Genomic DNA, 23775 nt, shown 5'->3' on the forward strand with positions numbered 1-23775 from the left:
AGGAGCCGGCGTGCGGCTGACCCTGCCGCCGAGCGCCCCCGGCATGCGGATCGGCCTCTACGGCGGATCCTTCAATCCCGCTCATCTGGGCCATCGCCATGTCACCCTCATGGCGATGCGGCGACTCGGGCTGGACCGGGTCTGGTGGCTCGTCAGCCCGGGCAACCCTCTCAAGAGCCGAAAGGCGCTCCCTCCCGTCACCGTGCGCTGCGCGCAGGCCCGGTCGGTCGCGCGACATCCGCGCATCGCGGTGACCGGCATCGAGGCGGCGCTCAACGTGCGCTTCACGGTCCAGACCCTGCGGTTCCTGAAGCGCCATCGGCCCGGCGTCCACTTCGTCTGGATCATGGGCGCCGACTCGCTGGCGACGTTCCACCGCTGGAAGGGCTTCGCCGAGATCGCCCGGCTGATGCCCATGGCGGTCATCGATCGTCCGGGCTCGACCATGACCCCGCTGAGCGCCCGGGCGGCGCGCCGGCTGGCTGGCGCGCGCCTGCCTGAAGAAGCTGCGGCGACGCTCGCGACGCGCGCTCCCCCGGCCTGGGTCTTCCTGCACGGTCCCCGCTCCACGCTGTCATCGACGGCGATCCGCGAGGCCGTTCGGGGACGCACTGCGCATTCGGGGTCGCCACGGTTGCAATCGACGGCCGATACCGCCAATTTCAGACGATCCCGCGGGGCGTGACGTCGCCTGCGGCACCACGAGGAACCAGGACTCTGCCCGAGACCATTCAAACGGAGACGATCCGCACCCCCGTCCAGGCCCCGGATACCTCCGGCCAGGCGCGCTCGGACGACCTGAAGGCCCTGGCCCTCGGATGCCTCGACGAGATGAAGGCCGAGGAGACGATCGCCATCGACCTCGCCGGTAAGACCTCGCTCGCCGACACGATGATCATCACGTCCGGCCGGTCGCAGCGCCATGTCGGCTCGATCGCCGACAAGGTGATCCAGGAAATGAAGAATCGCGGCTTCGGCAATGCTCGGGTCGAAGGCTTGCCTGCCTGCGACTGGGTGCTGATCGACGCGGGCGACGTGCTCGTTCACATCTTCCGCCCCGAGGTTCGCGGCTTCTACAATCTGGAGAAGATGTGGGGCGCTGATCGTCCGGTCGGGCTCGCCGCCGGCTAGGGCGGACGTCCGGATTGCGTCTGATCTTCGCGGCGGTCGGCCGGCTCAAGGCCGGTCCGGAGCGGGAACTCGCGTCACGATATCGCGACCGCGCGGCCCAGTTGGGGCGTGGACTGGGCTTTCCCGCCTGTGACAGCCTCGAGATCCCGGAATCGCGGGCCCGGCGCGCCACCGACCGCTGTGCCGAAGAGGCGGCCGCGCTCTTGACCCATCTGCCCCCTGGGGGGGTCCTACTCGCCTACGACGAACGCGGGCGGGCCGATGTCACCAGCGAGGCCCTAGCGGACCGCGTCGCCGCGTGGCGCGACGTCGCGCGCCCTGCCCTCGTCGTGGCTATCGGGGGCCCGGATGGTCTGGACGCCTCAATTCGGACGAAGGCGGAGCTGATCCTGTCTTTCGGGGCTGCCACCCTGCCCCACGGACTTGTGCGCGTGCTCGCCCTCGAACAGATTTATCGGAGCCTGACCCTCTTGGCGGGTCACCCCTATCATCGCGGCGAGGCGGGCTGATCGGCCATGTCGACCGTGGAAAGACTGCGGGCGGTTGCCTTCCGTGGTCCTCAGCACCGGCTGCGCGCCGTCGTCCTGCTGGCCCTCGCCGTTGCTGCGACGCCGGTGCGTTCCGAGATGCCCGCCGACGCGGATTCGGCTCAGCGCGCCGCCGAGGAGCGCGATCGCCGCGCCGAAAATCTCAAGCGCGTGCAGGAGGCGCTCGCCGCCAGCGCCGGCCAGCGGGCCCAGGCCGAGGCCGAGATTGCCACGATCGGGACCGACAGGGCCAAGCTGGATGCCGCGCTCCTCGATGCGGGTCGCCAAGCGCAGGCGACCGAGGAGCGTCTGAGCCGCCTGGAAGAGCGCTTGAAGGCGATGGGCGAGAGTGAGGCCGCGATCCGGCGCTCGCTCCAGGCCCGCCGCGGCATCGTCGCGGAGATCCTGGCGGCGCTTCAGCGGATGGGGCGCCGGCCGCCGCCCGCGGTTCTCGTGAGCCCCGAGGACGTCCTCGCGGCCATACGCACCTCGATGCTGCTCGGCGCCGTCGTGCCGGAGTTGCGAGGCGAGGTCGACACCCTCGCGGCCGATCTCGCGGAGATGATCCGCCTGCGCGGCCTGATCGCGCAGGACAAGGAAGGTCTGGCCTCCGATCTCGCCGGCTGGGCGCGCGAGCAGCAGCGCCTGCAGGCGCTGGTCGCGGCCCGCCGCGCCCGGCAGGCCGAGATCGAGAGCGGCTTGTCCACCGAGCGTCGGCGGGCCGCGGAGCTCGGGGCTCAGGCCAAGACCCTCAAGGATTTGATGGACCGGACCGAGGCCGAAGCGGCCGCCGCCAGGAAGACCGCCGAGGAGGCGAAGGCTGCGGCCGAACGAGAGGTCAAGGTCACGCAGGAACGATTTGCCGCGGCCGGGTTCCGTGATCCGGCACGCCTGGCCCCGAAGGTGCATTTCGCCGACGTGCGGGGCGAAGTGCCGCGGCCCGTCAGTGGACGGCTCACACGCGGCTTCAACCAGCCCGACGGCAACGGCGGGACCACGCGGGGCGTGTCCTTCACGACGCGCCCGAAGGCGACGGTCTCTGCCCCGGCGGACGGGTGGGTGCAGTTCGCGGGGCCCTTTCGGTCGTACGGGCAACTCTTGATCATCAACGCGGGCGACGGCTACTATCTCCTGCTCGCGGGGATGGATCAGATCAGCGTCGAGGTCGGGCAGTTCGTGCTCGCGGGCGAACCGGTCGGCAGCATGGGCGACAAGGGTGCTGGGCCACCCGGGTCCGACGGCGATCCGACCTTGTACGTCGAGTTCAAGAAGGACGGCGGCTCCATCGATCCGGAGCCGTGGTGGGCGAAGAGCCCGAACAATACGGTACTTGGCGAGAAGGTTCGCGGCTGATGCGCAAGACATCCCTGATCATGCTGGGCGCCTTCCTGGGTGCCGGCACCTCCATGGTAGCCACGCAGACCGATTTCCTGTCGGGTCCGCGCGCCGTGGCCGCCTCGGCCGAGACCTATCGCCAGCTCAGCCTGTTCGGCGACGTCTTCGAGAAGGTCCGCACCGACTACGTCGAGAAGCCGGACGAGTCGAAGATGATCGAGGCGGCCGTCAACGGCATGCTGACCTCGCTCGATCCGCATTCGAGCTACATGGACGCCAAGGCGTTCCGCGACATGCAGACCACCACCCGCGGCGAGTTCGGCGGGCTCGGCATCGAGGTCACCATGGAGGACGGCCTGATCAAGGTCGTCACGCCGATCGACGACACCCCGGCCGCCAAGGCGGGGCTGCTCGCCAACGACATCATCACGCAGATCGACGACGATCAGGTTCAGGGCCTCACCCTGAACCAGGCGGTCGACAAGATGCGCGGCCCTGTGAACTCGAACGTGAAGCTCAAGATCAGCCGCAAGGAGTCGAAGGATCCGATCGACGTCACGCTCACGCGGGACGTGATCAAGATCAAGCCGGTCCGCTCGAAGGTCGAGGGCGGCGACGTCGCCTACATCCGCCTGACCCAGTTCAACGAGCAGACCTTCGACGGCATGCGGGCGGCGATCGACAAGCTGACCGGCGAGATCGGTGCCGACAAGATCAAGGGCTACGTCATCGACCTGCGCAACAACCCGGGCGGCCTGCTCGACCAGGCCGTGATGGTGTCGGACGCGTTCCTGGACCGCGGTGAGATCGTCTCGACCCGCGGCCGCAACCCGGACGAGACGCAGCGTTTCTCGGCGAAGTCGGGGGACCTTACCAAGGGCAAGCCGGTGGTTGTGCTGGTCAACGGCGGCTCCGCCTCGGCCTCCGAGATCGTCGCCGGCGCCTTGCAGGATCACAAGCGCGCGACGATCATGGGGACCCGCTCCTTCGGCAAGGGGTCGGTTCAGTCGATCATCCCGCTCGGCGGCTCCGGCGCGCTGCGGCTGACCACGGCGCGGTACTACACGCCGTCGGGACGCTCGATCCAGGCGAAGGGTATCGAGCCGGATGTCGAGGTCACGCAGGACGTGCCCGACGAGTTGAAGGGCAAGGACGAGACCAAGGGTGAGGCCGGACTGAAGGGCCACCTGAAGCAGAAGGACACCGACGAGCGCGGCGGCTCCTCCGCCTACGTGCCGCCGGATCCGGCGAAGGACAAGCAGCTCATCTCGGCCGTGGACTTCCTGCACGGCATCCAGAAGGGCGCGGCCAACGGGACCCCCGCGGCACAGCAGAAGCCCAGCCTGCCGAACTGAGCCGCCAAGTTACGGAGCGCGAGATTTGAAGCCGCCCGGCCCCAAGCCGGGCGGTTTTTCGTACCGGGTCCGGCTTTAGCGAAACGTTAACCATGCGGAGCCGCAATGGTGGCGGGGATCCGCGCCGCATCCGACGGTGCAGGGAGCGCGATCCCGCATCGAGAGCCGCTTGACCGAGTCCACCGACGATATGCTCACGCGACCCCTCGGGGTACCGGAGGCGGCAGCGCCGGAGCAGCCCAGCGGCAGGCTCGGACGCGCCGTCGCGTTCGCACGTCGGCCGAGGGTCACGGGCGGCGCGATCGCGATCGCCCTCGCGGCCACAGTCGGGCTGGTGCTGGCGCTCGGCGATCCCCGGGGCGGTGACCCCCGCGCCGAAGCCAGCATCACGATCCGTGAGCCGGCCGGCCGGCCCGCACCGGCCGCCGCCTCGCCGCCCGTCACCGAGCCGCAGGTCGCCACGACGGCCCCGACCCCGACGTCGCTCCAGCGCAGCGCGGAGGAGATCGAGACGGCCTCCGGCGTGACCGTCGTGCGGCCCGCCGGGTCCGGCCCGTCGGACGCTGTGGTGATTCGCGTGCCGCCGCCGAGTGCGCCGCGCCTCGCTCCGGCGCCGGATCCGCGGATCACCGAGACGGGACGCCACGGTGTGATGCCGAAGCTCGGCGAGGGTCGGGCGCGCGCCCTGGACGTATATGCCCGGGCTGAGGAGGCGGGAACGGGACCACGTATCGCCATCGTGGTGACCGGACTCGGTGTCGGCCAGGCCGCCACGGCCGGCGCCACCGCGCGCCTGCCGGCGGCCGTCAGTCTCGCCTTTGTGCCCTACGGCGGCGAGGCCGCACGCGCGGCCGCCCGGGCGCGCGACGCCGGACACGAGGTCTTTCTTCAACTGCCCATGGAGCCGTTCGACTATCCTGACAGCGATCCGGGGCCGCAAGCCCTGCTCACGGCGCTGAAGGGGCCGGAGAACGCTGACCGGCTCGCCTGGGCGCTCGCCCGTTTCCCGGGCTATGTCGGCGTCGCGAACTTCATGGGCTCCAAGTTGATGGCGGATCCGGCGTTCGAGCCGATCCTGCGGGAGATCGGAGGTCGCGGCCTCGGCTTCCTCGACGATGGGACGGGCGCGAAGCCCGCGACCGCCCCCGCCAACAAGGCCCGCACGCCGATCGCCCGCGCCGAGATCGTCCTCGACGCCACGCCGCGCGCCGACGCCATCGACGCCGCCCTCGCCCAGGCCGAGGCGCGCGCCAAGGCCAACGGCTTCGTTCTCGTCTCCGCCGGAGGCGCGGCGCTCAGCGTCGATCGAATCGCCCGCTGGGCTAAGGATCTCGACGCTCGCGGGCTCCGACTCGTGCCGGCCAGCGTCGCCCTGCGCGGCGCACGCGACAAGCGTGTCTCCACGGCGGATTGAGTGACCGCCCGACCTCCATCCGCGCAGGTAGACCGAGCGACCGAAACTCGGCCCCTGAACCTAGCCGACGTTGCCGCCTCGCGCGCGCCTGACCTATGGTCGCCGAGATGACGACGGATTCGGACCCGGGCAGCGCCCTGCCCTACCGCCCCTGCGTGGGCGTCGCGCTGATCTCCCGATCGGGTGGCGTCTTCGTCGGGCGTCGGAGCAAGGATGCTGGTCCCGAGCACGTCGCCGGTCCGCACATGTGGCAGATGCCGCAGGGGGGCATCGACCCTGGCGAGGACCCGGAGTCGGCGGCCCGCCGCGAACTCTACGAAGAGACCAACGTCCCGCCGGACGCGCTCAAGCTGCTGGCCGAAATCCCGGATTGGCTCGCCTACGATCTGCCGCCCGACGTCATGAAGCAGGCTTGGAAGGGCCGCTACCGCGGCCAAGCCCAGAAATGGTTCGCTTACGGCTTCCTTGGCGGCGAGGCGCTGATCGACGTCCTCCAGCCGGGCGGCGGCGCCCACAAGCCCGAGTTCGACGCGTGGCGTTGGGCGCGGTTCTCGGAACTGCCCGACCTGATCGTACCCTTCAAGCGCCCGGTCTACGAGAGCGTGGTGGCGGCGTTCTCAGATCTGGCGCATTGGTCGGGCGAGCCATGACGCCCCGACGCGGGTTCTGACGGTGGTGCGTTGGCTCGCGATCCCGCTCTGCCTCGCCCTGGCTTGGCTGGCATACACTCTGAGCCCGCTGTGGTCGCTCTACGATCTCGCGCAGGCGGTGCGGCGGCACGACACCGCCTATGTCGAGACGCACGTGAATTTCCGGACGCTGCGGTTGTCCCTTGTCCGGCAGATCACCGCGGCGATGCGCACCGCTGCCGAGACGGATACCGACCTGGAGCCGCGTGACCGCCAGCGCCTGAACGATGCCGCCTACGGCCTCGCCCTCGCCCTGTCCGAGACGATGGTGACGCCCGACACGGTCATCGACCTGCTCGCCAACGGCTGGCCCGACAAGCTCGACGTCGAGCGGCCTGCCGGAGCGCGGCCGCAAGGCTTGGCCATCCGCAACGTCGACCGTCTCCTGCCCTTCTACGCAGCCCTTGAGATGCGGGGCTTCCGCGCGGTCGTCATCCCGATCCCACCGGACGCGCCGCGCGCGGAGCGCACGCGGATTCGGCTGCGCTTGCGCGGCCTGAGCTGGCGGCTGGTCGACATCGAGATGGCCGACACTCTGCGCCAGCAGATCGCCACCAAACTGAGCCGCGCGCTGGCGCGCGCCAAGATCGGCGCCAGCGCGGGCGAGGAGCGCTAGGCGCCGGCTTGGATCACTTCGCCTTCGTGGAGCCGGCGGCCTCCTTGGGCTCCCGTGCCTCGCTCAGGCTTTCGGCCTTGTCCTCGTCGGTATCGCCGCCCTGCTCGATCGTCTTGGCGGGATTGGCGAGGAGCGACTTCGCGATGCCCAGCAGATTCTCGCACTCACCCGGGAATTTGTAAGTCTCGAGCACGATGGCTGCGTCGCGCAGCGTGCGCAGGTCGCGCACGAGCTGGGCGTTCTCGTCGGCGCGCAGCTCGGGCTTGGCGGCGATGGTCTCCTCGATCTGCGCGCCCTTCACGTCGCACGCCGCGCCGGCAGGCGAGGCGGTCACCGCGAGCGCCAGGGCGATGCCGGCTGCGGAAAGAATGCACCGCATGACGTGGGTCCTTGAGGGCGGGATCAGGCGTGTTGGAGGAGCGCGGCGTGCAGGACGTCGCGGGTGAGGGCCACGAGCTGGCCGGGCCGATACGGTTTCGGCACGAAGACCGAACCCGAAACGGCCTCGTCGGCCGGCAGGCAGGCGCGCCCGCCGGAGGTGTAGACCACCGCGAGGTCCGGCCAGTGCCGCCGCGCCCACCGCGCGAGCGCCAAGCCGTTCGTGTTGCGGGCGAGATCGATATCGGTGAAGAGCATGTCCACGCTCTCGCCGGCCAGGATGGCTTCGGCCTGCCACGCATCCGCGGCGGTGAGCACCCGATAACCCTCGTCGAGCAGCACCTCGGCGGCCAGCTCGCACACGGTCGGCTCGTCCTCGACCACGAGGATCGTGGCGCCGGCCGGGTCCAAGACGGGCATGGACGGGCAGACGAAAGCGGCGGCGAACGGAACCATGACGCAACTCCCACTCACCCGGCCGGGACAGCGTGGCCCCGAACCGGATCGCAGGGGCAACGGCCCCTTCCGACACGGCGTTCACCCTGTTTGCATCGAATTGCTCGGGTTTGGTGAGCGGCTCGTTAACCGCGGCCCTGCCCTGCTGAACGAAGTGATCCAAATGGTTAACAGATCGTTACCGGGGCCCGGCCGCGGAGCCGGTGCGTGAGCCGGAACTGGCAGCTCGGCATCGGCCTGCTCCTCACCGGGCTCGCCGGCTACGTGGATGCCCTGGGCTTCGTGCGCCTGGGCGGCCTCTACACATCGTTCATGAGCGGCAACACCACGCAGCTCGCGGTCTTCGGCGCCGGTGCCGAGCTGCACCGGATGATCCTGCCCGCGACCCTGCTGCTGGCCTTCCTGACCGGCTCGGTGCTCGGCAGCGGCCTCGCCATTTTAGTGCCGCCCCGTTGGACGACGCCGGTGGTCCTGGCCTACGAATCGCTGCTGATCCTCGGCGGCCTCGGTCTCGGCCTCCAATCGCCGGAACTCGGCCTCGCGGCCTTCTTCGTCGCCTTGGCGATGGGCTCGCAGAACGCGGTTCTGGCGCAGGTGAAGGGCTTCCGCGCCGGTACGACCTTCGTCACCGGGGCTTTGTTCAGCCTGGGACAGAAGATCGCCCAGGCCCTCACACGGACAGGCGACCCGATGGGCTGGGTCGGCGACGGGCTAGTCTGGCTGTCGCTGCTGTTCGGCGCCTATCTCGGCGCGCACGCCTACGGCTTGTTCGCCCTGTACGCGCTGATCGCGCCGGCGGCGATCTCCGGCGGGCTCGCGCTGATTACCGCAATCCTGGTCTTGCGCGCCGGCACGTCGGCCGCGAAGGTCCCCCCGCAATGACGAGCCCCCTCAGCAACCCGTCCCTCACCAGTCACGTGGCCGCGCTGGAGCCCGGCGCCCACGTCATCGCCGCGCATGTCCTGAAGGACACCCCCGCCCTGGCGCTCAGCGACGGCACGGTGGTGCTGGCGCGGGAGGGCGGCCTGACGCGCCTGTCCGCGCATCCCGACAGCGGGATTCTGGTGGCCGCCGGCTCAGGCGGCAGGCTGCTCACCGGCGGCGATGACGGCCGCGTGGTCGAGATCCGCTCCGACGGCTCCCTGGAACAGCTCGGCCTCGCCAAGGGCGGCGCCTGGATCGACGCCCTGGCGCTCCATCCCGATGGGGCCGTGGCCTGGTCGGCCGGCCGCGACGTCGTCGCCCGGGATGCGAAGGGGCGTGAGCGGCACTTCCAGGCGCCGTCGAGCGCCCGCGGCCTCGTCTTCGCCCCCAAGGGCTACCGTCTCGGGGTCGCCCACTACAACGGCGTGAGCCTCTGGTACCCGAATCTCGAGACCCCGGCCGAGGTCATCAGCTGGAAGGGCTCGCATATCGACGTGACGTGGTCGCCGGACGGCCGCTTCGTCGTATCGACCATGCAGGAGAACGCCCTGCACGGCTGGCGCCTTCAGCCGGATCGAGGCCACATGCGGATGTCGGGCTATCCGGGCAAGGTCCGCTCGATGGCGTGGTCCTCAGACGGGAACTGGCTCGCCACGGGCGGGGCCGAGGCCGCGATCGTGTGGCCGTTCGATTCGAAGGAGGGGCCGACCGGGAAGGCGCCGCGGGAATGCGGCGTCCGGCCCGCCCGGGTCTCCAGGGTCGCGTTCCACCCGAAGGCGCCGGTCCTGGCGATCGGCTACGAGGACGGCTGCATCCTGCTGGTCCGCTTCACCGACGCCGCCGAATTGCTCGTGCGGCCGGCCGTACCGGGAAGCGCAGTGACGGCCCTGGCCTGGGACGGCCGTGGTGAAAGGCTGCTCTTCGGCTGCGCGGACGGGAAGGCGGGTCTCCTGACGCTGCCGGGCTGAGACCGTCTGGAACCGCGGCCGCCGGCATGCTCTTGTCGGTGGTCGATTCACCGCGCCGGAGGACTGAGACGTGCTGCGCGTGTTCCGTACCTTCGGCCTCGCCCTGGGCCTGCTCGGCGGCGTCGTGGCGGCCCAGGCTCCCGAATTCGCGCAGCAATACGCGCAACGACTGGGCGGCGCCGCCGACGAGCTGCGCCGGCAGGTGGCGGTCCTCGAATCGGACGCGCAGGCCTCCGGGACCACGCGCGACGATGCCGTCGACCGGCTGCGCAACAACCCGGACCAACTCGTCGCCAAGCGCGGCGATGCGGCCCGCGCCGACATCGCGCGCCTCGCTCGGCTCAGTGCTCAGCAGCAGGCCCTTGCCGCGACGACGAGCCCGCTGGGCCGCGTCGTGGCGATGCTGCGCGATCCGGACCTGCCCGTCGCCGAGGCCGCCTATCGGGATTTCAGCCCGGCGGTGCCGACCACCGCGGACGGCTTGGCCGCGGCCTTGATCGGCTTCTTCGCCGCCTGGGGCGGCTGGCGGGTGGTGTCGGATCTCGGCGGTCGGGCCATGCGCCGGCGGCCGCGAAGGACCGTCAGGGCCGCCTGACGACACGCTGCGCCTTCGGGAGTGTGGCGCCGCGTCTACAGCGGCTTGCGCGAGCCTTGCGTATCGAGCAGGGATCCGGCCGTTCCGGACCGGGAGAAGGCGCAAGATGCCCCGCGCGTCGAACTCGTCCACCATCGATCCGGCGCTCGACGCCGCCGCCTTGCTGCGGCGCATCGGCTTCTTCGGCCTGTTCGTGGTGCTGCCGGTTCTCGCGCAGGTGGCCCGCCGCGCCTCCGTGATCCTCGCGCCGATCGCCGTCATCCTGCTCATCATCGCCAGCGTGATCGATCGTCGGCAGCGTCCGGTGCGGCCGGCCGCCTTTCGGCTCCTGACCGCGCCTGCCTTCCTGGCCGGCATGCTGGTGGTGCTGTGGTCGGCGCTGTCGCTGATCTGGACGCCGTTCCCCGGGCCGGCGCTGGAGCGCCTGGCCAACCTCACGGCCACGATCGGACTCGCGCTGCTGGGCTACCTCGCCCTGCCCGACCGGATGCGGTCGGCCAACCTCTACCTCCTGCCACTCGGCATCGTGGCGGGCGCCATCGTGGCGATCATGCTCGGCGTGTTCGGCGCCCACATGGCCCCGCCCCGGCACCGAGGATGACGGGGCGCTGGACCGCGGCCTCGTCCTGCTGATTCTGCTGGTCTGGCCGGCGCTCGCGTGGCTCCGGTCCCGGCGCCGCGACCGCGAGGCGCTGGGGCTCGCGCTGCTGGTCGCCCTGGCGCTCACCGTTCAGCCGGACGCGACCCAGATCGCCGCGCTGGCCGTCGGGGCCGTGGCCTTCGCGGTCACGAGCTACCGGCCGAGGCTCGGCGTCGCGCTCACGGCGATCCTGTCGGCGCTCCTGCTCGCCGTGGCACCGTTGCTGCCCTTCCTGGCACGGCCCGCCGGCGCGGCGATCCTGGGCCCCCTCGCGCCCTCGGTTCTGTCGCTCAAGAGCTGGCAGAAGGTGGTGACCACCGATCCGGTGCGGCTGATCACGGGCCACGGCTTCGAGACCGCCCTGCGCGGACGTCTCGTCGGCCTCTTGCCGCTGAACGCGCCGACCACGGCCCTGTTCGAGTTCTGGTACGAATTGGGTATCGTCGGCGCCCTGGCCGCCGCCTTCGCGCTCTACGCCTCGGTCCGGCGCGCCGGGCGCGACGTCCCGGCCCTGGTGCCGGGCGCGATGGGGTGCTTCGCCGCTGCCTTCACGGTGGCATGCCTCAGCGTCGGCCTCACGGCGATCTGGTGGCTGACGACGGTGGCCATCGCGATCGTGGTGTTCGTCGCGGTGGAGCGAGGCCAGTTCCGCACCAGCCGTCCGAAGGTCGCCAAGCTGCACCGCCTGCAGGGCAGCGGAGGCTGAGGATTCAGCGCCGCAGGAAGCCGTGCAGGCGGATCCAGGCCAGGAACAGGCCCGGCCAGGCCGCCACCGGCGTGCCGGGCGCGCCGAGCCCGAAACCGTGGCCGCCGCGCTCGAACAGATGGAGCTCGGCCGGAACCCGCGCCTTGCGCAGCGCCGTGAACATCAGCAGCGGGTGGTCGGCCACCGCGACGGGATCGTCGATCGCCTGGACGAGGAAGGTCGGCGGCGTCTCCGGGCCGACCTGGAGATCGACCGAGTAGGTCTTCATCTCCAGGGGCGTGACCTCGTCGCCGACCAGGATGCGGCGGGTATGGGTCCGGTCGAAGGGCTTGCGCATGGTGATGACCGGGTAGATCAGCCCGGCCAGGGCCGGCCGCACCGGCTGGGCGTCGGTGGCATCGACGCCCGGGTAGAGGTCGAGGGCGCTCCCGACCGCCGTCTCGCCCATGAGATGTCCGCCGGCGGAGAAGCCGAGGACGCCGACCCGGTCCGGATCGACGCCGAACTCCGTGCCGCGGGCGCGAACGAGCCGGAGGGCGCGCTGCGCGTCCTGTCGCGGCGCGTCGGGTCCCGCGCCCCAGCTCTCCGCGGGCAGGCGGTAGATCAGCAGGAAGACCGTGATGCCCGCCGCGTTGAGCACGCGCCCCACCGGGACGCCCTCGTTACCCAGGGCGATGAACTCGTAACCGCCTCCGGCGGCGACGATCATGGCCGCGCCGTTGGCGTTGGCCGGCCGCATGACCAGCAGGCACGGCCGCGCCACCCGCGTGATGTCGCCGAAGGTCCCCTCCACGTACCGGTACCCGTTCGCGTCCGGTCCGTTTCCGCCGCCCGGTGCCTCGCCCGGCCAGAGGTCGATCACCTGCAGGTCGGCGCCCGGAAGCGAGCGCGGGAGGGCATGAACGGCCGCATCCGCGACCCCTTGGTTCGCCGGGGCCGCCGGTCCTTCGCCCTCTCCTCGGGCGGCGCGCAGGCCGAAGGCGCTCCCGAGGCCGGCGAGGAGGAATCGGCGGTCGAGGCGCAAGGGCATCTCCCCGGTTGTGCAGTCGCCGGGGCCGTCGGTGCGGACCCGGGTCATGCCAAAGCCCGGATCCAACGTCGCGGGTCGGCCGTGGTTTCGCGACTCAGCCCCGCCGGGCGATCACGGACACGTAGAACCCGTCGGTGCCGGTTCGGAGCGGGCTCATCTGCACGCCGTGCGCGGTCCGGCGCACCGCCTCGTGGAGCGAGGCCGGCCCCGCCGCCAGGACCTCCGTGGGCGGGACCACATCGAAGCGACCGCGCCAGCGCGACAGCAGCCCGGCCACGGCCGCGTCGTTCTCTGCCGCGAGGAGCGAGCAGGTGATGTAGACGATCCTGCCGCCGGGCTTCACCAGCCGCGCCGCGCGGTCGAGCACCTGGGCCTGCTCGCTGGTACGGAGAGCGAGGCTGCCGGGCCGGAGCCGCCACTTGGCGTCGGGATTGCGGCGCCACGTCCCGGAGCCTGTGCACGGGGCATCGACCACGACCCGATCAACGTGGCCGTCGAGATCCTCGAGCACGTCGGCCCGCGCCTTGCCGGTGCGCGGCGTGCGCACCTCCGCGGCGGCGCCGGACCGCCGGAGCCGCTCGTGGATCGGTGCGAGGCGGCGCGGATCGCCATCGGTGGCGATCAGGCGGGCGCCGTTACCGGTCTCGGCCGCAAGCGCCAGGGTCTTGCCGCCGCCGCCAGCGCAGAGGTCGACGATGGTCTCGCCGGCCCCGGGGCGCCGCCAGGAGCGCTGCGAGCTGCGAGCCCTCGTCCTGGATCTCGTACCAGCCCTCCAGGAACTCCGCCTCGACATGCAGCGCCGGGCCGCGCCCGTCCGCGCCGATCGGTACCCGCAGGCCCGAGGGCGCGTGCGGCGTCGGAGCCGCCGCGTGGGCGGCGAGGGCCGGCATCACGGCGTCCCGAGGGCCGCGCAGGGCGTTCACCCGGATGTCCAGCGGCGCGCGCCGCGCCAGCGCCTTCAGCTCCGGGACGAGCTCGTCGCCGAGCGTGGCCGCGAGCTCGGCGAGGACGAAGGCCGGGGCGTCGCCCGCCACCTCCGGCGGGGCGTCCTGCAAAGTCGCGGTCTCCAGGCGGGCGCGCTCGTCGTCGCTGAGGGGCGCCGGGGCGAAGCGCTCGCCCGTGAAGAGGTTGGCCACCGAGGCGGCGGCCAGGCCCTGCTGGAGCCGCAGGGCACCGATGAGGATGGCGCGCGGGGAATCCGCACCCATGATCCAGGCGGCGGAGGCCCGGCGGCGCAGGGCGTCGTAGACGAGGCTCGCGATCCCGGCCCGATCACCCGAGCCGGCGAAGCGGTGCGCCAGACCCCAATCCTTGAGGGCGTCGGCGGCCGGACGGCGGCGCTCGGTGATGTCGGTCAGGACCTCGATGGCGGCGGAGCAGCGGGCGGCGGGTGTCAGCGGTCTCATCCTTCGAACGGTTCTGCGACGACGCGAAACGGCCACGCTTGGCCCACGAAGTCGCCACGATACGGCCGAGCTTCCAGCACCTTCGCGGCCCAGACCGTCCTGCAGGCGGCCCGTCGTGCGGGCCGTCGCGTGTCGTATGGCATCGGCCGGTCGCGGGCCAGAGCGGTCCCTCGTCCCGGCGAGCCCTCGGAGTGCTTCAGCCCATGACGTCCGCCGTTCGCGTCGCCCTCGCGGCGCTCATCGCCGCCTCGCTCGCCGCCTGCGCCAGCGCCCCCGCTGCCCAGCCGGATTTCTCGCCGCCGCCGCGCCGGCCCGTGGATGCCAAGACGCAGCTCGAATACGGCAACCCGCCCCCGCCGCCGCCCGGCCGATACTGAGAACGCCGCGCGGGGCGCGGCTCAGGCCGCCTCCCGCGCCCGCCGGGCCTCGTAGGCCTTGAGGCCGGCATAGACCGTCGTCAGGATCGGGAAGGCCGCCTCGGGCGCGAGCCGCTGACCGCGGGCGATCAGGTCGCCGATCACGTGGTCCGCCTCGATCCGTCCCTTGCCCTCAATGTCGCGCAGCATCGACGCCGTGAAGGTCGAGCCGGCCGCCGTCAGCTGCGCCCGCGCCCGCTCGGCCACGACCGCCCGCGGCTCGAAGCCGCTCGCGGCGGCCACTGCCGTGCACTCCGCGTGGAGCGCCGCGATCAAGGCCGACCCGCCGGGCGCCGCCACGATGTCGCCGACGGCGGCGCGCATCAGCGTGGTCGCCCCCGCGAGGGTCGCGAGGAAGACCCACTTCTCCCACATCTCCTGCAGGATCACCTCGCTCAGCCGCGGCTGGAACTTGAGGCCCCGCATCAGGGCATCGACGGCCTCGATCCGCGCCGAGCGGGCGCCGTTCCGCTCGCCGTAGGTGATGCTGCAGAGTTCGCTCATGTGGCGGATCGTGCCGTCCGGCGCGAGTGTCGCCGCGATGGCGCAGGCGCCGCCGAGGACCTGCTCCGGCCCGAAGCGCGCATCGAGCGCGTCGAGGTGGGACATGCCGTTGAGCACCGGAAGGATCGCGGTGCCCTCCCCCACCGCGGGGGCGAGATCCTCGAGCGCGCTGTCGAGGTCGTAAGCCTTGCAGGACAGGAGGATCAGGTCGAAGGCCCCGGCATGGGTCAGCCGGTCGGCCGTCACGGTCGGCGGGTTCGGCAGGTGCAGGTCACCGAGCGGGCTGCGGACGTTGAGGCCGTCCGCGGCGAGCTTCGCGGCCCGGGCCGGCCGGACCAGGAAGGTCACGTCGGCGCCCGACTCCGCGAGGCGCGCGCCGTAATAGCCGCCGGTCGCGCCGGCCCCGACAATCAGCGTGCGCATCGACGATCCTCAGGTCCGGGACGGATAGTTCGGGCTCTCGCGGGTGATCGTCACGTCGTGGACGTGGCTCTCGCGCAGGCCGGCGTTGGTGATGCGGATGAACTGCGCCCGCTGCTGGAATTCCGGGATGGTGGCGCCGCCGACATAACCCATCGCGGCCCGCAGGCCACCGGCGAGCTGGTGCAGGACGTTGCCCACCGGGCCCTTGTAGGGCACCTGCCCCTCGATGCCCTCGGGCACGAGCTTGTGGGTGTCGGCGACCTCGGCCTGGAAGTAGCGGTCGGCCGAGCCGCGGGCCATCGCGCCCACCGAGCCCATCCCGCGGTACGACTTGTACGAGCGGCCCTGGTAGAGGAACACCTCGCCCGGGGCCTCGTCGGTTCCGGCGAGCAGGGAGCCGAGCATCGCCACCGAGGCGCCGGCCGCGATCGCCTTGGCGAGGTCGCCGGAATACTTGATGCCGCCGTCGGCGATGACCGGGATGTCGGCCTCGCCGGCCGCCTCGACGGCCTCCATCAGCGCCGTGAGCTGGGGTACGCCGACGCCGGCGACGATGCGCGTCGTGCAGATCGAGCCCGGCCCGATGCCGACCTTGATGGCGTCGGCACCGGCATCGATCAGCGCCTGGGCGCCGTCCCGCGTCGCGACGTTGCCGGCGATGACCTGCACGGCGTTCGAGAGCTGCTTTACCCGGGCCACGGCGTCCAGCACCTTGATCGAGTGGCCGTGGGCGGTGTCGACCACGATGACGTCGCAACCTGCATCGATGAGGCGCTCGGCCCGCTCGAACCCGCTGTCGCCCGTGGTGGTGGCGGCCGCGACCCGGAGGCGGCCCTGCTCGTCCTTCACGGCATTCGGGTAGGCGACGCGCTTCTCGATGTCCTTGACGGTGATGAGGCCGATGCAGCGGTAATGGTCGTCGACGACCAGCAGCTTCTCGATGCGGAACTGGTGGAGCAGGCGCTTGGCCTCGTCCTGCGTCACGCCCTCGCGGACCGTGATCAGGCGGTCCCGGGTCATCAGTTCGGCGACCGGCTGGGCCGCGTTGGTGGCGAAGCGGACGTCGCGGTTGGTCAGGATGCCGACGAGCTTGCCGCGCGAGCCGTTCGGGCCCCGCTCGACCACCGGGATCCCGGAGATGCGGTTCAGCTTCATCACCTCGAAGGCGTCGGCCAGCGTCTCGTCCGGGTGGATGGTGATCGGGTTCATCACCATGCCGGACTCATACTTCTTGACGAGGCGGACCTGCTCGGCCTGCTCCGGCGGCTCCAGGTTGCGGTGGATCACGCCCATGCCGCCATTGGCCGCCATGGCGATGGCCATCGGGGCCTCCGTCACGGTGTCCATCGCGGAGGCGAGGATCGGCAGGTTCAGCGGGATCGAGCGGGTAAGCCGGGAGGCAACGCTCACCTCGGTCGGCATGACCGAGGAGGCGGCAGGCCGCAGGAGCACGTCGTCGAAGGTCAGTCCCTCGATGATCGATGCGGATTCTACTCGGGCCATGTGCCAACTTTCCTCGGACGGCGGCGCGCGGGGGTCACGCCGGGGGATCGGGTTGGCAAGTGCCAGTATCACGGGCTCCGCGACGGCGCCAATGCGCGGTTGATGCGGCGCAGCGCGAAAACGCGCATGGCTCGCGGCTTTTCCACGACCGGTGGAGAAGCGGGGTGTCCGCTCCCCGCCATCACGTGCGGAGCCCGGTGACCGTGGGCTGCGCGGGGCTCGTCAGCGTCGCGACGCCCTGGCTTGTTCTACGTTTTACTGGCCGCGACGGTCATGCCGACACGATCGCCCGGCACCCTCTACCGCATCGCCGGCGCCGCAGGTCCCTTGTCGGTGTATTCAGGCGGCAGGCCGATATAGTCGCCCAGGATGCCGTCGATCCCGGGGGCGCGCCCGAAGGCCTCGCAGTCGGGATCCAGAGGGGCCTCGCCCAGCGTGGTGATCCGGATGCGGTCCCAGGTCGGAAGCGTGTTCGGCGCCGTGAAGGGGTCCTCGCCGGTCGCCAGCATGTAGCCGAAATCCTGGCCGAACTCGCCCGCGAGATCGTAGGCGTCGCTGGCATGGGAGAAGCGCGGCTGGCTGGTGAAGGAGTTCGCCGCCCCGCCCCAGACCATCGCGGCGCGCTGCTCGCGGCGGCGGTCCAGCGCCTCAGCCTCCACCGTGAGGCTGCCGAGTCCGATCGGGATCCGGGGGATCGGGATGCGCCCGATGCCCTCCGCGAAGCCGACGCCCAGCTGCGAGGCAACCGTCACACCGGCCGAGCCCGCGATCGTTGCACCGGCGCCGATAAGGTTGGTGGGCTCGACCCGGGTCACCTGCGCCCGCACGGTGAGGTCGGCGTCGCGGCTCGTCACGATGTCGTACTTCAGCGACAGGTCGTAGCAGAGCGCCCGGTCGGCGGCGTTGGCGATGAGCCGCCGCTCGGCCGGGGTCAGCGGTGCGGCGCCCTCCACGTTCGCGTGGAACGCGGTCGGGATGATGCGGACCGTCCGCGCCCTGGCGAGCGCCGGCTGGTCCACGTAGATCCGCGAGGCCGAGGCGACTTGATCGCTGGCCTTCAGCCGGTCGTAGCGCGTCAGGGAGCCGCGGTCGTTGAGCAGGACGGTGCCGCAGGCCGCCACCATCGAGACGAGGGCGACGCCGACGGCGATCCGCGGAAGGGAGCGGATCTGGCTGAAGCTGGACGGCATCGGGTTCCTCATCGCCCGGCCGCGAGGGCCGGCTCCGGCGGCCTCACAGCCGCGTGATTGAAACGTAGCTATTGGAGCATCCGCAAGGAAGGTGGGCCTGTTCAAGCACTGGGCGGGTGTTGCAGGTCGGATACAATGGCGAAACATGAGGGTGCGACGTGGCCCCGTCGCCGTGCAACCGCCGCGGCGCGACATGCGTCTGCACACTGATGCCCGCGACCACGCCGAAACCGCTCTGGATCGTCCCGCTGACGGTCGCCACCGCGCTGTTCATGGAGAACACCGACTCGACGGTGATCGCCACGGCGCTGCCCAGCATCGCGGCGAGCCTGGGCGAGGATCCGATCGCCCTGAAGCTCGCCCTGACCTCCTATCTGGTCAGCCTCGCGATCTTCATCCCGGTGAGCGGCTGGATGGCGGACCGATACGGTTCCCGGACCGTCTTCCGCGCCGCCCTTGTGGTGTTCATGGCCGGGTCGCTGGCCTGCGCGGCCGCGAACGGGCTCGCGTGGTTCGTGGCCGCACGGTTCCTGCAGGGCATGGGCGGCGCCATGATGGTGCCGGTGGGGCGCCTCGTGGTGCTGCGCAGCGTGCCGAAGTCGCAGCTCGTCACGGCACTGGCCTACCTGACGTTCCCGGCCCTGGTCGGCCCGGTCCTCGGGCCGCCGGTGGGGGGCTTGATCACCACATGGTTCGACTGGCGGTGGATCTTCTTCATCAACCTGCCGATCGGCTGCGCCGGCATCGTGCTGGCGAGCCTGTACTTCGAGGACATCCGCGAGACCGAGCGGCCGCCGCTCGACCTGTTCGGATTCGTGCTGCTCGGCACCGGGCTCGCCGCTCTGATGCTCGGGCTGGCCTCCGCGGGCCGCCACCTGCTGCCGGCGGCCGTGTCGTGGGGCTGCCTCGCGGCCGGCGTGATCCTGCTTCCGCTGTACTGGGCGTATGCCCGCCGGGTGGCTCACCCGATCGTGCGGCTCGACCTGATGCAGCGGCCGACCTTCCGGGTGGCGGTCATCGGCGGAAGCCTGTTCCGGATCGGCACCGGGGCGATCCCGTTCCTCCTGCCGCTGATGCTGCAGGTCGGCTTCGGCCTCGACGCCCTGCATTCCGGCCTGATCACCTTCGCGGCGGCGGCCGGCGCGATGTTCGTGAAGACCCTGGCACCGAAGATCCTGCGCCGTACCGGCTTCCGGACGCTGATGGTGTGGAACGCGGTGCTCGCCTCGGCCTTCCTGGCGGTCAACGGTGCCTACACCGCGCAGACGCCGCACTGGATCATGGTGACCCTGCTGTTCATCGGCGGCTGCTCGCGCTCGATCCAGTTCACCTGCGTCAACGCCATCGCGTATGCCGACCTCGAATCCCGCGAGATGAGCGCGGCCACGAGCTTCGCCAGCGTCTGCCAGCAGCTGTCGCTGAGCCTCGGTGTCACGCTGGGCGCGCTGGCGCTGGAGGGGACGGCCGCGTGGCACGGGCGGACGCAGATCGAGGCCGCCGATTTCGGGCCGGCCTTCTTCGCGGTGGCGCTGATCTCGGCCGCTTCCGTGCTGGGTTTCCGCAAGCTGTCGCCGGATGCCGGTTCGGAGGTCTCCGGCCGCAAGACGGCCGCTGCGCCGCCGCCGGCCGTCGAGATGCGGCCGCGGCACGGCTGATCAGGCAGCCGCGCGGGCGGGTGCCCGCCCGGCGGGCCGCTTGGTGCCGCCCTTCGCCGCGGCATTTTTGCCGGACGGCTTCGCGGCGGCGGGCTTGGCGCTCGGCGCGGGCGCCAGGGCTCCGGCGCGCCAGCCCTGCCAGCTCCACGCGCCGGGACCCGAGAGGCCATAGATCAGGAAGCCGCCCGCCAATCCAAGATCGGCCAGCATCAGCGTGCGCTCGGCGACCGCCGCCGGGCCGACATAGTGCCAGAACGGATGGATCACGAAGGCCGTGATCGTGGCGAAGACCGCGAGCGCCAGACCGGTCAGCCGCGGCAGCACGCCCAGGATCAGGGCCAGCGGTCCGAAGACCTGCACGACGACCGCCGCGGTGGCGACGCCGTTGGGGAACGGCATGCCGTTGCCCGCAAGGGTGAGGGCGAAGCCCGAGACGTTGAGCGCGCGGGCGATCCCTGTCGGCAGGAGCGCGGCGGCGAGCAGCAGGCGCGCGGCGAGGAGAGTTCCGTCCTGGGCGCGGGCGATCATGGGCAGGTCCGGTCGGCAGGAATGACGTCCGGAGCTTGGCGGTTCTCGCTGAAGACCGCGTTAAGCCGGCCCGTTCAGCCCCCGACGCCGCCGCGGAACAGCCGCCCGCGCTCGGTCCAGGCGACGACGAGCAGCGCCAGCCCGCCGAGGGTCGCGTAGCCGATGCCGACGGGCAGCACGGTGCCGTCGAAGGACTGGCCGATCAGGAAGCCGCAACACGCGCCGACGATCGTCGTGTAGAAGCCGAGGAACGACGAGGCGGTCCCCGCGATGGCACCGAGGGGCTCCAGCGCCAGGGCGTTGAAGTTCGGCATCGCGAAGCTGATCAGGAACTGGTTCGCCGCCAGGATCGACAGGAACAGCGCCAGCGGCGGATGCCCGTGATAGGCGAGCCCGACGCCGACCTGCACGAGCCCGACCACGGTGAACGCGGCGACGCCGCTCTGCGACAGGGTCCGCATCCCGAACCGCCGGACGATGCGGGCATTGATCAGCGTCGCCGCCCCCATGGCACCCGCCACCAGCCCGAAGGCCAGGGGGAAGAGCGGACCGAGGTGATACAGGCCGGTGTCGAAGACCTGCTGGGCCGAGCCCACGTAGCCCATGATGCAGCCGGTCATCAGGCCCAGCGCCGTGGCGTAGCCGACGGCGACGCGTGTCTTCAGCGTCTGGCGGATCGCCTCCCATGTCGCGGCGGGCGAGAGCGGCCGGCGGTATTCCGGGTGCAGCGTCTCCGGCATGCGCAGGGAGAACCAGAGGGTCAGCCAGAAGGCCAGGACCAGCATCGAGACGAAGACGTGGACCCAGGAGCCGAGCGCCAGCATCATCCCGCCGATCGCCGGGGCGATCATCGGGACGATCAGGAACACCATCATGGTGAGCGACATCACGCTCGCCATCTCGCGTCCGGCGAAGCGGTCGCGCACGATCGCCACCGAGAGGACCCGCCCACCGGCCGCGCCCACGCCCTGGATGATCCGCGCCGCCAGCAGCCAGCCGAAGCTCGGCGCCACCATGGCGAGCCCGCAGCCGACCACGTAGATCGCGAGACTCGCGAGCAGGACCGGCCGCCGGCCCAGCGCGTCGGAGATGGGCCCGTACACGATCTGCGCGAAGCCGAAGCCGATCATGTAGACGTAGACGAGGAGCTGCAGCCGGTTCGGATCCGGCACGGAGAAGCGGGCCTCGATCGCCGGGAACGCCGGCAGCAGGTTGTCGATGGAGATCGCCGTCACCGCCATCATCAGGGCGATGATGGCGACGAACTCGGCGAAGCCCGGTCCCGACCAGGGGCGCGGCGGCCGGCTCTCGTGGCGGCTCTCGTGACGGTTCTGCTGGACCGGCGGCACGGGCCGGATCGCGATGGTCAAGACGGCCTCTCGGGCTGCGCGGGGACGGGCCGATCAGGGCTCGTCCTTCGCGGCACTCGTGTGGCCAACCGCGCCCGGTCCGCGCAGTTCAGGCCGGCAGCGGGCGCAGAGCCGGCTCCGCGGGCTTGCGCCCGACGAAGGCCGCCATGAGGGCCGCGACGAGGCACAGCAGGCCGGCCGACACGAAGGCCCCGAGGTAGGTGCCGGTGTCGGTGCGGACCATGCCGGCGAGCCACGCCGCGGATGCCGCACCGATCTGGTGGGCGGCCGCGATCCAGCCGAACATCAGCGCGGCGTTCTCCTCGCCGAAGGATTTGCCGGCGAGCTGGACAGTCGGCGGCACGGTGGCGATCCAGTCCAGCCCGTAGAACACCGCGAACAGCGACAGGCCGTAGAAGCTGTAGTCGAAGGAATAGGGCAGGAAGATCAGCGAGAGGCCACGCAGGCCGTAGTACCAGGCGAGCAGCTTGCGCGAGTCGAACCGGTCGGTCAGCCAGCCCGAGGCCGTCGTGCCGATCAGGTCGCAGATCCCCATCAGCGCCAGCAGGCCGGCGGCCGTCACTTCGGCGATGCCGTGGTCGATGCAGGCCGGGATCAGGTGCGTCCCGATCAGGCCGTTGGTGGACGCGCCGCAGATGAAGAACGTGCCGGCGAGCAGCCAGAAATCCCGGGAGCGCAGGCCCGTGCGCAGGCCGCGCAGCGCCCGCACGGCCGGGTTCTCCGTGAGGACCGGGGTGGGCGTGACGACGTCCTCGCCGTAGCGGGGCAGGCCCAGATCGGCCGGCCGTTCGCGAAGCAGCAGGGCGACGAGCGGGATCAGCGCCAGGGTCGCGGCCGCGACCACCAGGGAGACCGATCGCCAGCCCTGACCGACCGCCAGCGAGGCCAGCATCGGCAGGAAGACGAGTTGGCCGGTGGCGCTGCTCGCCGTCAGCATGCCGAGCACGAGGCCGCGGCGCTTGGCGAACCAGCGTCCCGCGACCGTGGCGCCGAGGACGTTGGCGACCATGCCGGAGCCGGATCCGACCACGATGCCCCAGAGCAGCACCATCTGCCACGGCGCGGTCATGAGGCTCGTGGCGGCGGTGCCGATCGCCAGGATCAGGAGCGCCGCGCAGACCGAGCGCCGCAGGCCGAACCGCTCGATGATCGCCACCGCGAAGGGCCCGATCATCCCGTACAGGAAGATGTTGAGGGCGATCCCGACCCCGATCATGGCGGCTGTCCAGCCGAACTCCCGCTCCCACGGCACGATGAGCACGCTCGGCGTGGCGCGGACGCCGGCGCCCACGAGCAGCACCAGGAAGGTCACCGCGGCGACGATCCAGGCGTAGTGCAAGCGCGGTTGGGCGCGCGTCTCGGGGGTGGCGGACATGGACGGGCTCCGGAGAGGGACGGATCGATCGGGCGGCGGCGGTCAGGAGACGGCCGTCAGGGCGTCTGCCAGGGCCCTGACGGCCCCCGGCGCCACCCGCGCGTTGATGCGGGCCTGGGCGTCTCGCCAGTAAGGCATCGCCGCCTTGATGGCCTCGCGGCCTGCGTCGGTCAGGACGACGACGCGCTCGCGGGCATCCGCGGGGCCGGCGCCGATCCGCACGAGGCCGCGTCGTTCCAGCGGATCGAGGTTGCGCCCCATCGTGGTGCGCTCGAGAGCGGCCTCAGCCGCCAAGCGTGTCACCGGCGTCGGACCCAGCCGCTCCAGCAGGCGCAGGATCGCGAATTGCGTCACCCGCAAGCCGACCGGACGCAGCGCCGTGTCGTACGCCGTGGTCACGGCACGGGTGGCCCGCCGCAGGGCGGAGCAGGTGCAGGGCTCCGGCGGAGCTGCGGAGGAGGGATCGTCGGACACGAAGCGTGTATATGCACGTTTCCGGGTCCCGACAAGCTGTCGCCGCGCCGGACCTGACGGTTCGCGCCGATCGACACTCGCGGGCCGTCAAACTGGCGGGGAGTGTCATCGACATGGCGGACCACGCTGCTATCGCTTGGGCGAGTGACCCGGTTCGGGAGACGCGC

General features: G+C 71.4%; 23 protein-coding genes and 2 pseudogenes. 14 read left to right on the forward strand and 11 right to left on the reverse strand.

What is annotated here, in order from left to right; genetic code table 11:
* Positions 1–10: 10 nt before the first annotated feature.
* From MMSR116_RS07310 to MMSR116_RS07345, 8 genes are all read left to right on the forward strand, one after another.
* Complete coding sequence (locus MMSR116_RS07310; RefSeq protein WP_039892891.1) at positions 11–685, forward strand: nicotinate-nucleotide adenylyltransferase; 675 nt, start codon at positions 11–13, stop codon at positions 683–685.
* Complete coding sequence (gene rsfS / locus MMSR116_RS07315; protein WP_010683516.1) at positions 682–1131, forward strand: ribosome silencing factor; 450 nt, start codon at positions 682–684, stop codon at positions 1129–1131. Before MMSR116_RS07310 ends, rsfS begins: the two co-directional genes overlap by 4 nt.
* A gap of 14 nt (positions 1132–1145) precedes the next feature.
* Positions 1146–1640 (forward strand): 23S rRNA (pseudouridine(1915)-N(3))-methyltransferase RlmH, encoded by a 495-nt coding sequence (gene rlmH, locus MMSR116_RS07320; RefSeq protein ID WP_010683517.1) that lies wholly within the window; start codon positions 1146–1148, stop codon positions 1638–1640.
* Positions 1641–1646: 6 nt separating this feature from the next.
* Entirely contained in the window at positions 1647–3011 is a 1365-nt protein-coding gene (locus MMSR116_RS07325; RefSeq protein ID WP_010683518.1) for a murein hydrolase activator EnvC family protein, read from the forward strand.
* Entirely contained in the window at positions 3011–4348 is a 1338-nt protein-coding gene (locus tag MMSR116_RS07330) for a S41 family peptidase (RefSeq protein ID WP_010683519.1), read from the forward strand. Before MMSR116_RS07325 ends, MMSR116_RS07330 begins: the two co-directional genes overlap by 1 nt.
* Before the next feature lie 169 nt (positions 4349–4517).
* On the forward strand, positions 4518–5762 hold the full coding sequence (locus MMSR116_RS07335) for a divergent polysaccharide deacetylase family protein (protein WP_039892893.1): 1245 nt from the start codon (positions 4518–4520) through the stop codon (positions 5760–5762).
* A gap of 95 nt (positions 5763–5857) precedes the next feature.
* Positions 5858–6412 carry an RNA pyrophosphohydrolase gene (locus tag MMSR116_RS07340; protein ID WP_010683521.1) on the forward strand — a complete coding sequence of 185 codons (555 nt, stop codon included), beginning with the start codon at positions 5858–5860 and terminating at the stop codon, positions 6410–6412.
* A gap of 25 nt (positions 6413–6437) precedes the next feature.
* Positions 6438–7067: a DUF2939 domain-containing protein gene (locus MMSR116_RS07345; protein ID WP_039892895.1), complete on the forward strand. Its 630-nt coding sequence runs from the start codon at positions 6438–6440 to the stop codon at positions 7065–7067.
* Positions 7068–7080: 13 nt separating this feature from the next.
* Here the strand turns inward: MMSR116_RS07345 and MMSR116_RS07350 are convergent, their stop codons facing one another.
* The gene (locus MMSR116_RS07350) at positions 7081–7446 is read right to left on the reverse strand and encodes a hypothetical protein (RefSeq protein WP_010683523.1); all 366 of its coding nucleotides are present in this window, start codon (positions 7444–7446) and stop codon (positions 7081–7083) included.
* 23 nt (positions 7447–7469) lie between these two features.
* Positions 7470–7901 carry a response regulator gene (locus MMSR116_RS07355; protein WP_010683524.1) on the reverse strand — a complete coding sequence of 144 codons (432 nt, stop codon included), beginning with the start codon at positions 7899–7901 and terminating at the stop codon, positions 7470–7472.
* A 207-nt stretch (positions 7902–8108) separates the two neighbouring features.
* Here MMSR116_RS07355 and MMSR116_RS07360 point away from each other — a divergent pair, with 207 nt between their 5' ends.
* The 4 genes and pseudogenes from MMSR116_RS07360 (at position 8109) to MMSR116_RS07375 (ending at position 11734) form a co-directional block, all read left to right on the forward strand.
* Positions 8109–8783, forward strand: coding sequence for a YoaK family protein (locus MMSR116_RS07360; RefSeq protein ID WP_010683525.1), 675 nt, complete (start codon positions 8109–8111; stop codon positions 8781–8783).
* Positions 8780–9793 carry a WD40 repeat domain-containing protein gene (locus MMSR116_RS07365; protein WP_010683526.1) on the forward strand — a complete coding sequence of 338 codons (1014 nt, stop codon included), beginning with the start codon at positions 8780–8782 and terminating at the stop codon, positions 9791–9793. The genes MMSR116_RS07360 and MMSR116_RS07365 overlap by 4 nt, the downstream gene beginning before the upstream one ends.
* Before the next feature lie 70 nt (positions 9794–9863).
* Positions 9864–10388 (forward strand): DUF2937 family protein, encoded by a 525-nt coding sequence (locus tag MMSR116_RS07370; RefSeq protein WP_010683527.1) that lies wholly within the window; start codon positions 9864–9866, stop codon positions 10386–10388.
* Between the two features lie 106 nt (positions 10389–10494).
* Positions 10495–11734 (forward strand): annotated as a pseudogene (locus tag MMSR116_RS07375) (peptide ABC transporter permease).
* A gap of 4 nt (positions 11735–11738) precedes the next feature.
* On the opposite strand, the gene MMSR116_RS07380 reads toward MMSR116_RS07375, so the two are convergent.
* Positions 11739–12758: an alpha/beta hydrolase gene (locus tag MMSR116_RS07380; RefSeq protein ID WP_010683529.1), complete on the reverse strand. Its 1020-nt coding sequence runs from the start codon at positions 12756–12758 to the stop codon at positions 11739–11741.
* A 100-nt stretch (positions 12759–12858) separates the two neighbouring features.
* Positions 12859–14170 (reverse strand): annotated as a pseudogene (locus tag MMSR116_RS07385) (RsmB/NOP family class I SAM-dependent RNA methyltransferase).
* Positions 14171–14373: 203 nt separating this feature from the next.
* Between MMSR116_RS07385 and MMSR116_RS31310 the strand changes: the two are divergent.
* Positions 14374–14547, forward strand: coding sequence for a hypothetical protein (locus MMSR116_RS31310; protein WP_010683531.1), 174 nt, complete (start codon positions 14374–14376; stop codon positions 14545–14547).
* A gap of 21 nt (positions 14548–14568) precedes the next feature.
* Here MMSR116_RS31310 and panE read toward each other — a convergent pair whose 3' ends face one another.
* The 3 genes from panE to MMSR116_RS07400 form a co-directional block, all read right to left on the reverse strand.
* Positions 14569–15513 (reverse strand): 2-dehydropantoate 2-reductase, encoded by a 945-nt coding sequence (panE, locus tag MMSR116_RS07390; RefSeq protein ID WP_010683532.1) that lies wholly within the window; start codon positions 15511–15513, stop codon positions 14569–14571.
* Between the two features lie 9 nt (positions 15514–15522).
* The gene (gene guaB / locus MMSR116_RS07395) at positions 15523–17016 is read right to left on the reverse strand and encodes an IMP dehydrogenase (protein ID WP_010683533.1); all 1494 of its coding nucleotides are present in this window, start codon (positions 17014–17016) and stop codon (positions 15523–15525) included.
* Between the two features lie 299 nt (positions 17017–17315).
* Positions 17316–18206, reverse strand: a complete 891-nt coding sequence (locus MMSR116_RS07400; RefSeq protein WP_010683534.1) for a DUF3313 domain-containing protein — start codon at positions 18204–18206, stop codon at positions 17316–17318.
* 209 nt (positions 18207–18415) lie between these two features.
* On the opposite strand from MMSR116_RS07400, the gene MMSR116_RS07405 reads away from it, so the two are divergent.
* Complete coding sequence (locus MMSR116_RS07405) at positions 18416–19861, forward strand: MFS transporter (protein WP_010683535.1); 1446 nt, start codon at positions 18416–18418, stop codon at positions 19859–19861.
* Here MMSR116_RS07405 and MMSR116_RS07410 read toward each other — a convergent pair whose 3' ends face one another.
* The 4 genes from MMSR116_RS07410 to MMSR116_RS07425 all read right to left on the reverse strand — a co-directional run bounded on the left by MMSR116_RS07410 (position 19862) and on the right by MMSR116_RS07425 (position 23533).
* Positions 19862–20389 carry a DoxX family protein gene (locus tag MMSR116_RS07410; protein WP_010683536.1) on the reverse strand — a complete coding sequence of 176 codons (528 nt, stop codon included), beginning with the start codon at positions 20387–20389 and terminating at the stop codon, positions 19862–19864.
* Positions 20390–20463: 74 nt separating this feature from the next.
* Positions 20464–21759 (reverse strand): MFS transporter, encoded by a 1296-nt coding sequence (locus tag MMSR116_RS07415; protein ID WP_010683537.1) that lies wholly within the window; start codon positions 21757–21759, stop codon positions 20464–20466.
* Between the two features lie 88 nt (positions 21760–21847).
* Entirely contained in the window at positions 21848–23134 is a 1287-nt protein-coding gene (locus MMSR116_RS07420; RefSeq protein ID WP_010683538.1) for an MFS transporter, read from the reverse strand.
* A gap of 42 nt (positions 23135–23176) precedes the next feature.
* Entirely contained in the window at positions 23177–23533 is a 357-nt protein-coding gene (locus MMSR116_RS07425) for a MarR family winged helix-turn-helix transcriptional regulator (protein ID WP_010683539.1), read from the reverse strand.
* Between the last annotated feature and the right edge of the window lie 242 nt (positions 23534–23775).

The sequence above is a fragment of the Methylobacterium mesophilicum SR1.6/6 genome (genome assembly GCF_000364445.2).
GTDB lineage: Bacteria > Pseudomonadota > Alphaproteobacteria > Rhizobiales > Beijerinckiaceae > Methylobacterium > Methylobacterium mesophilicum_A.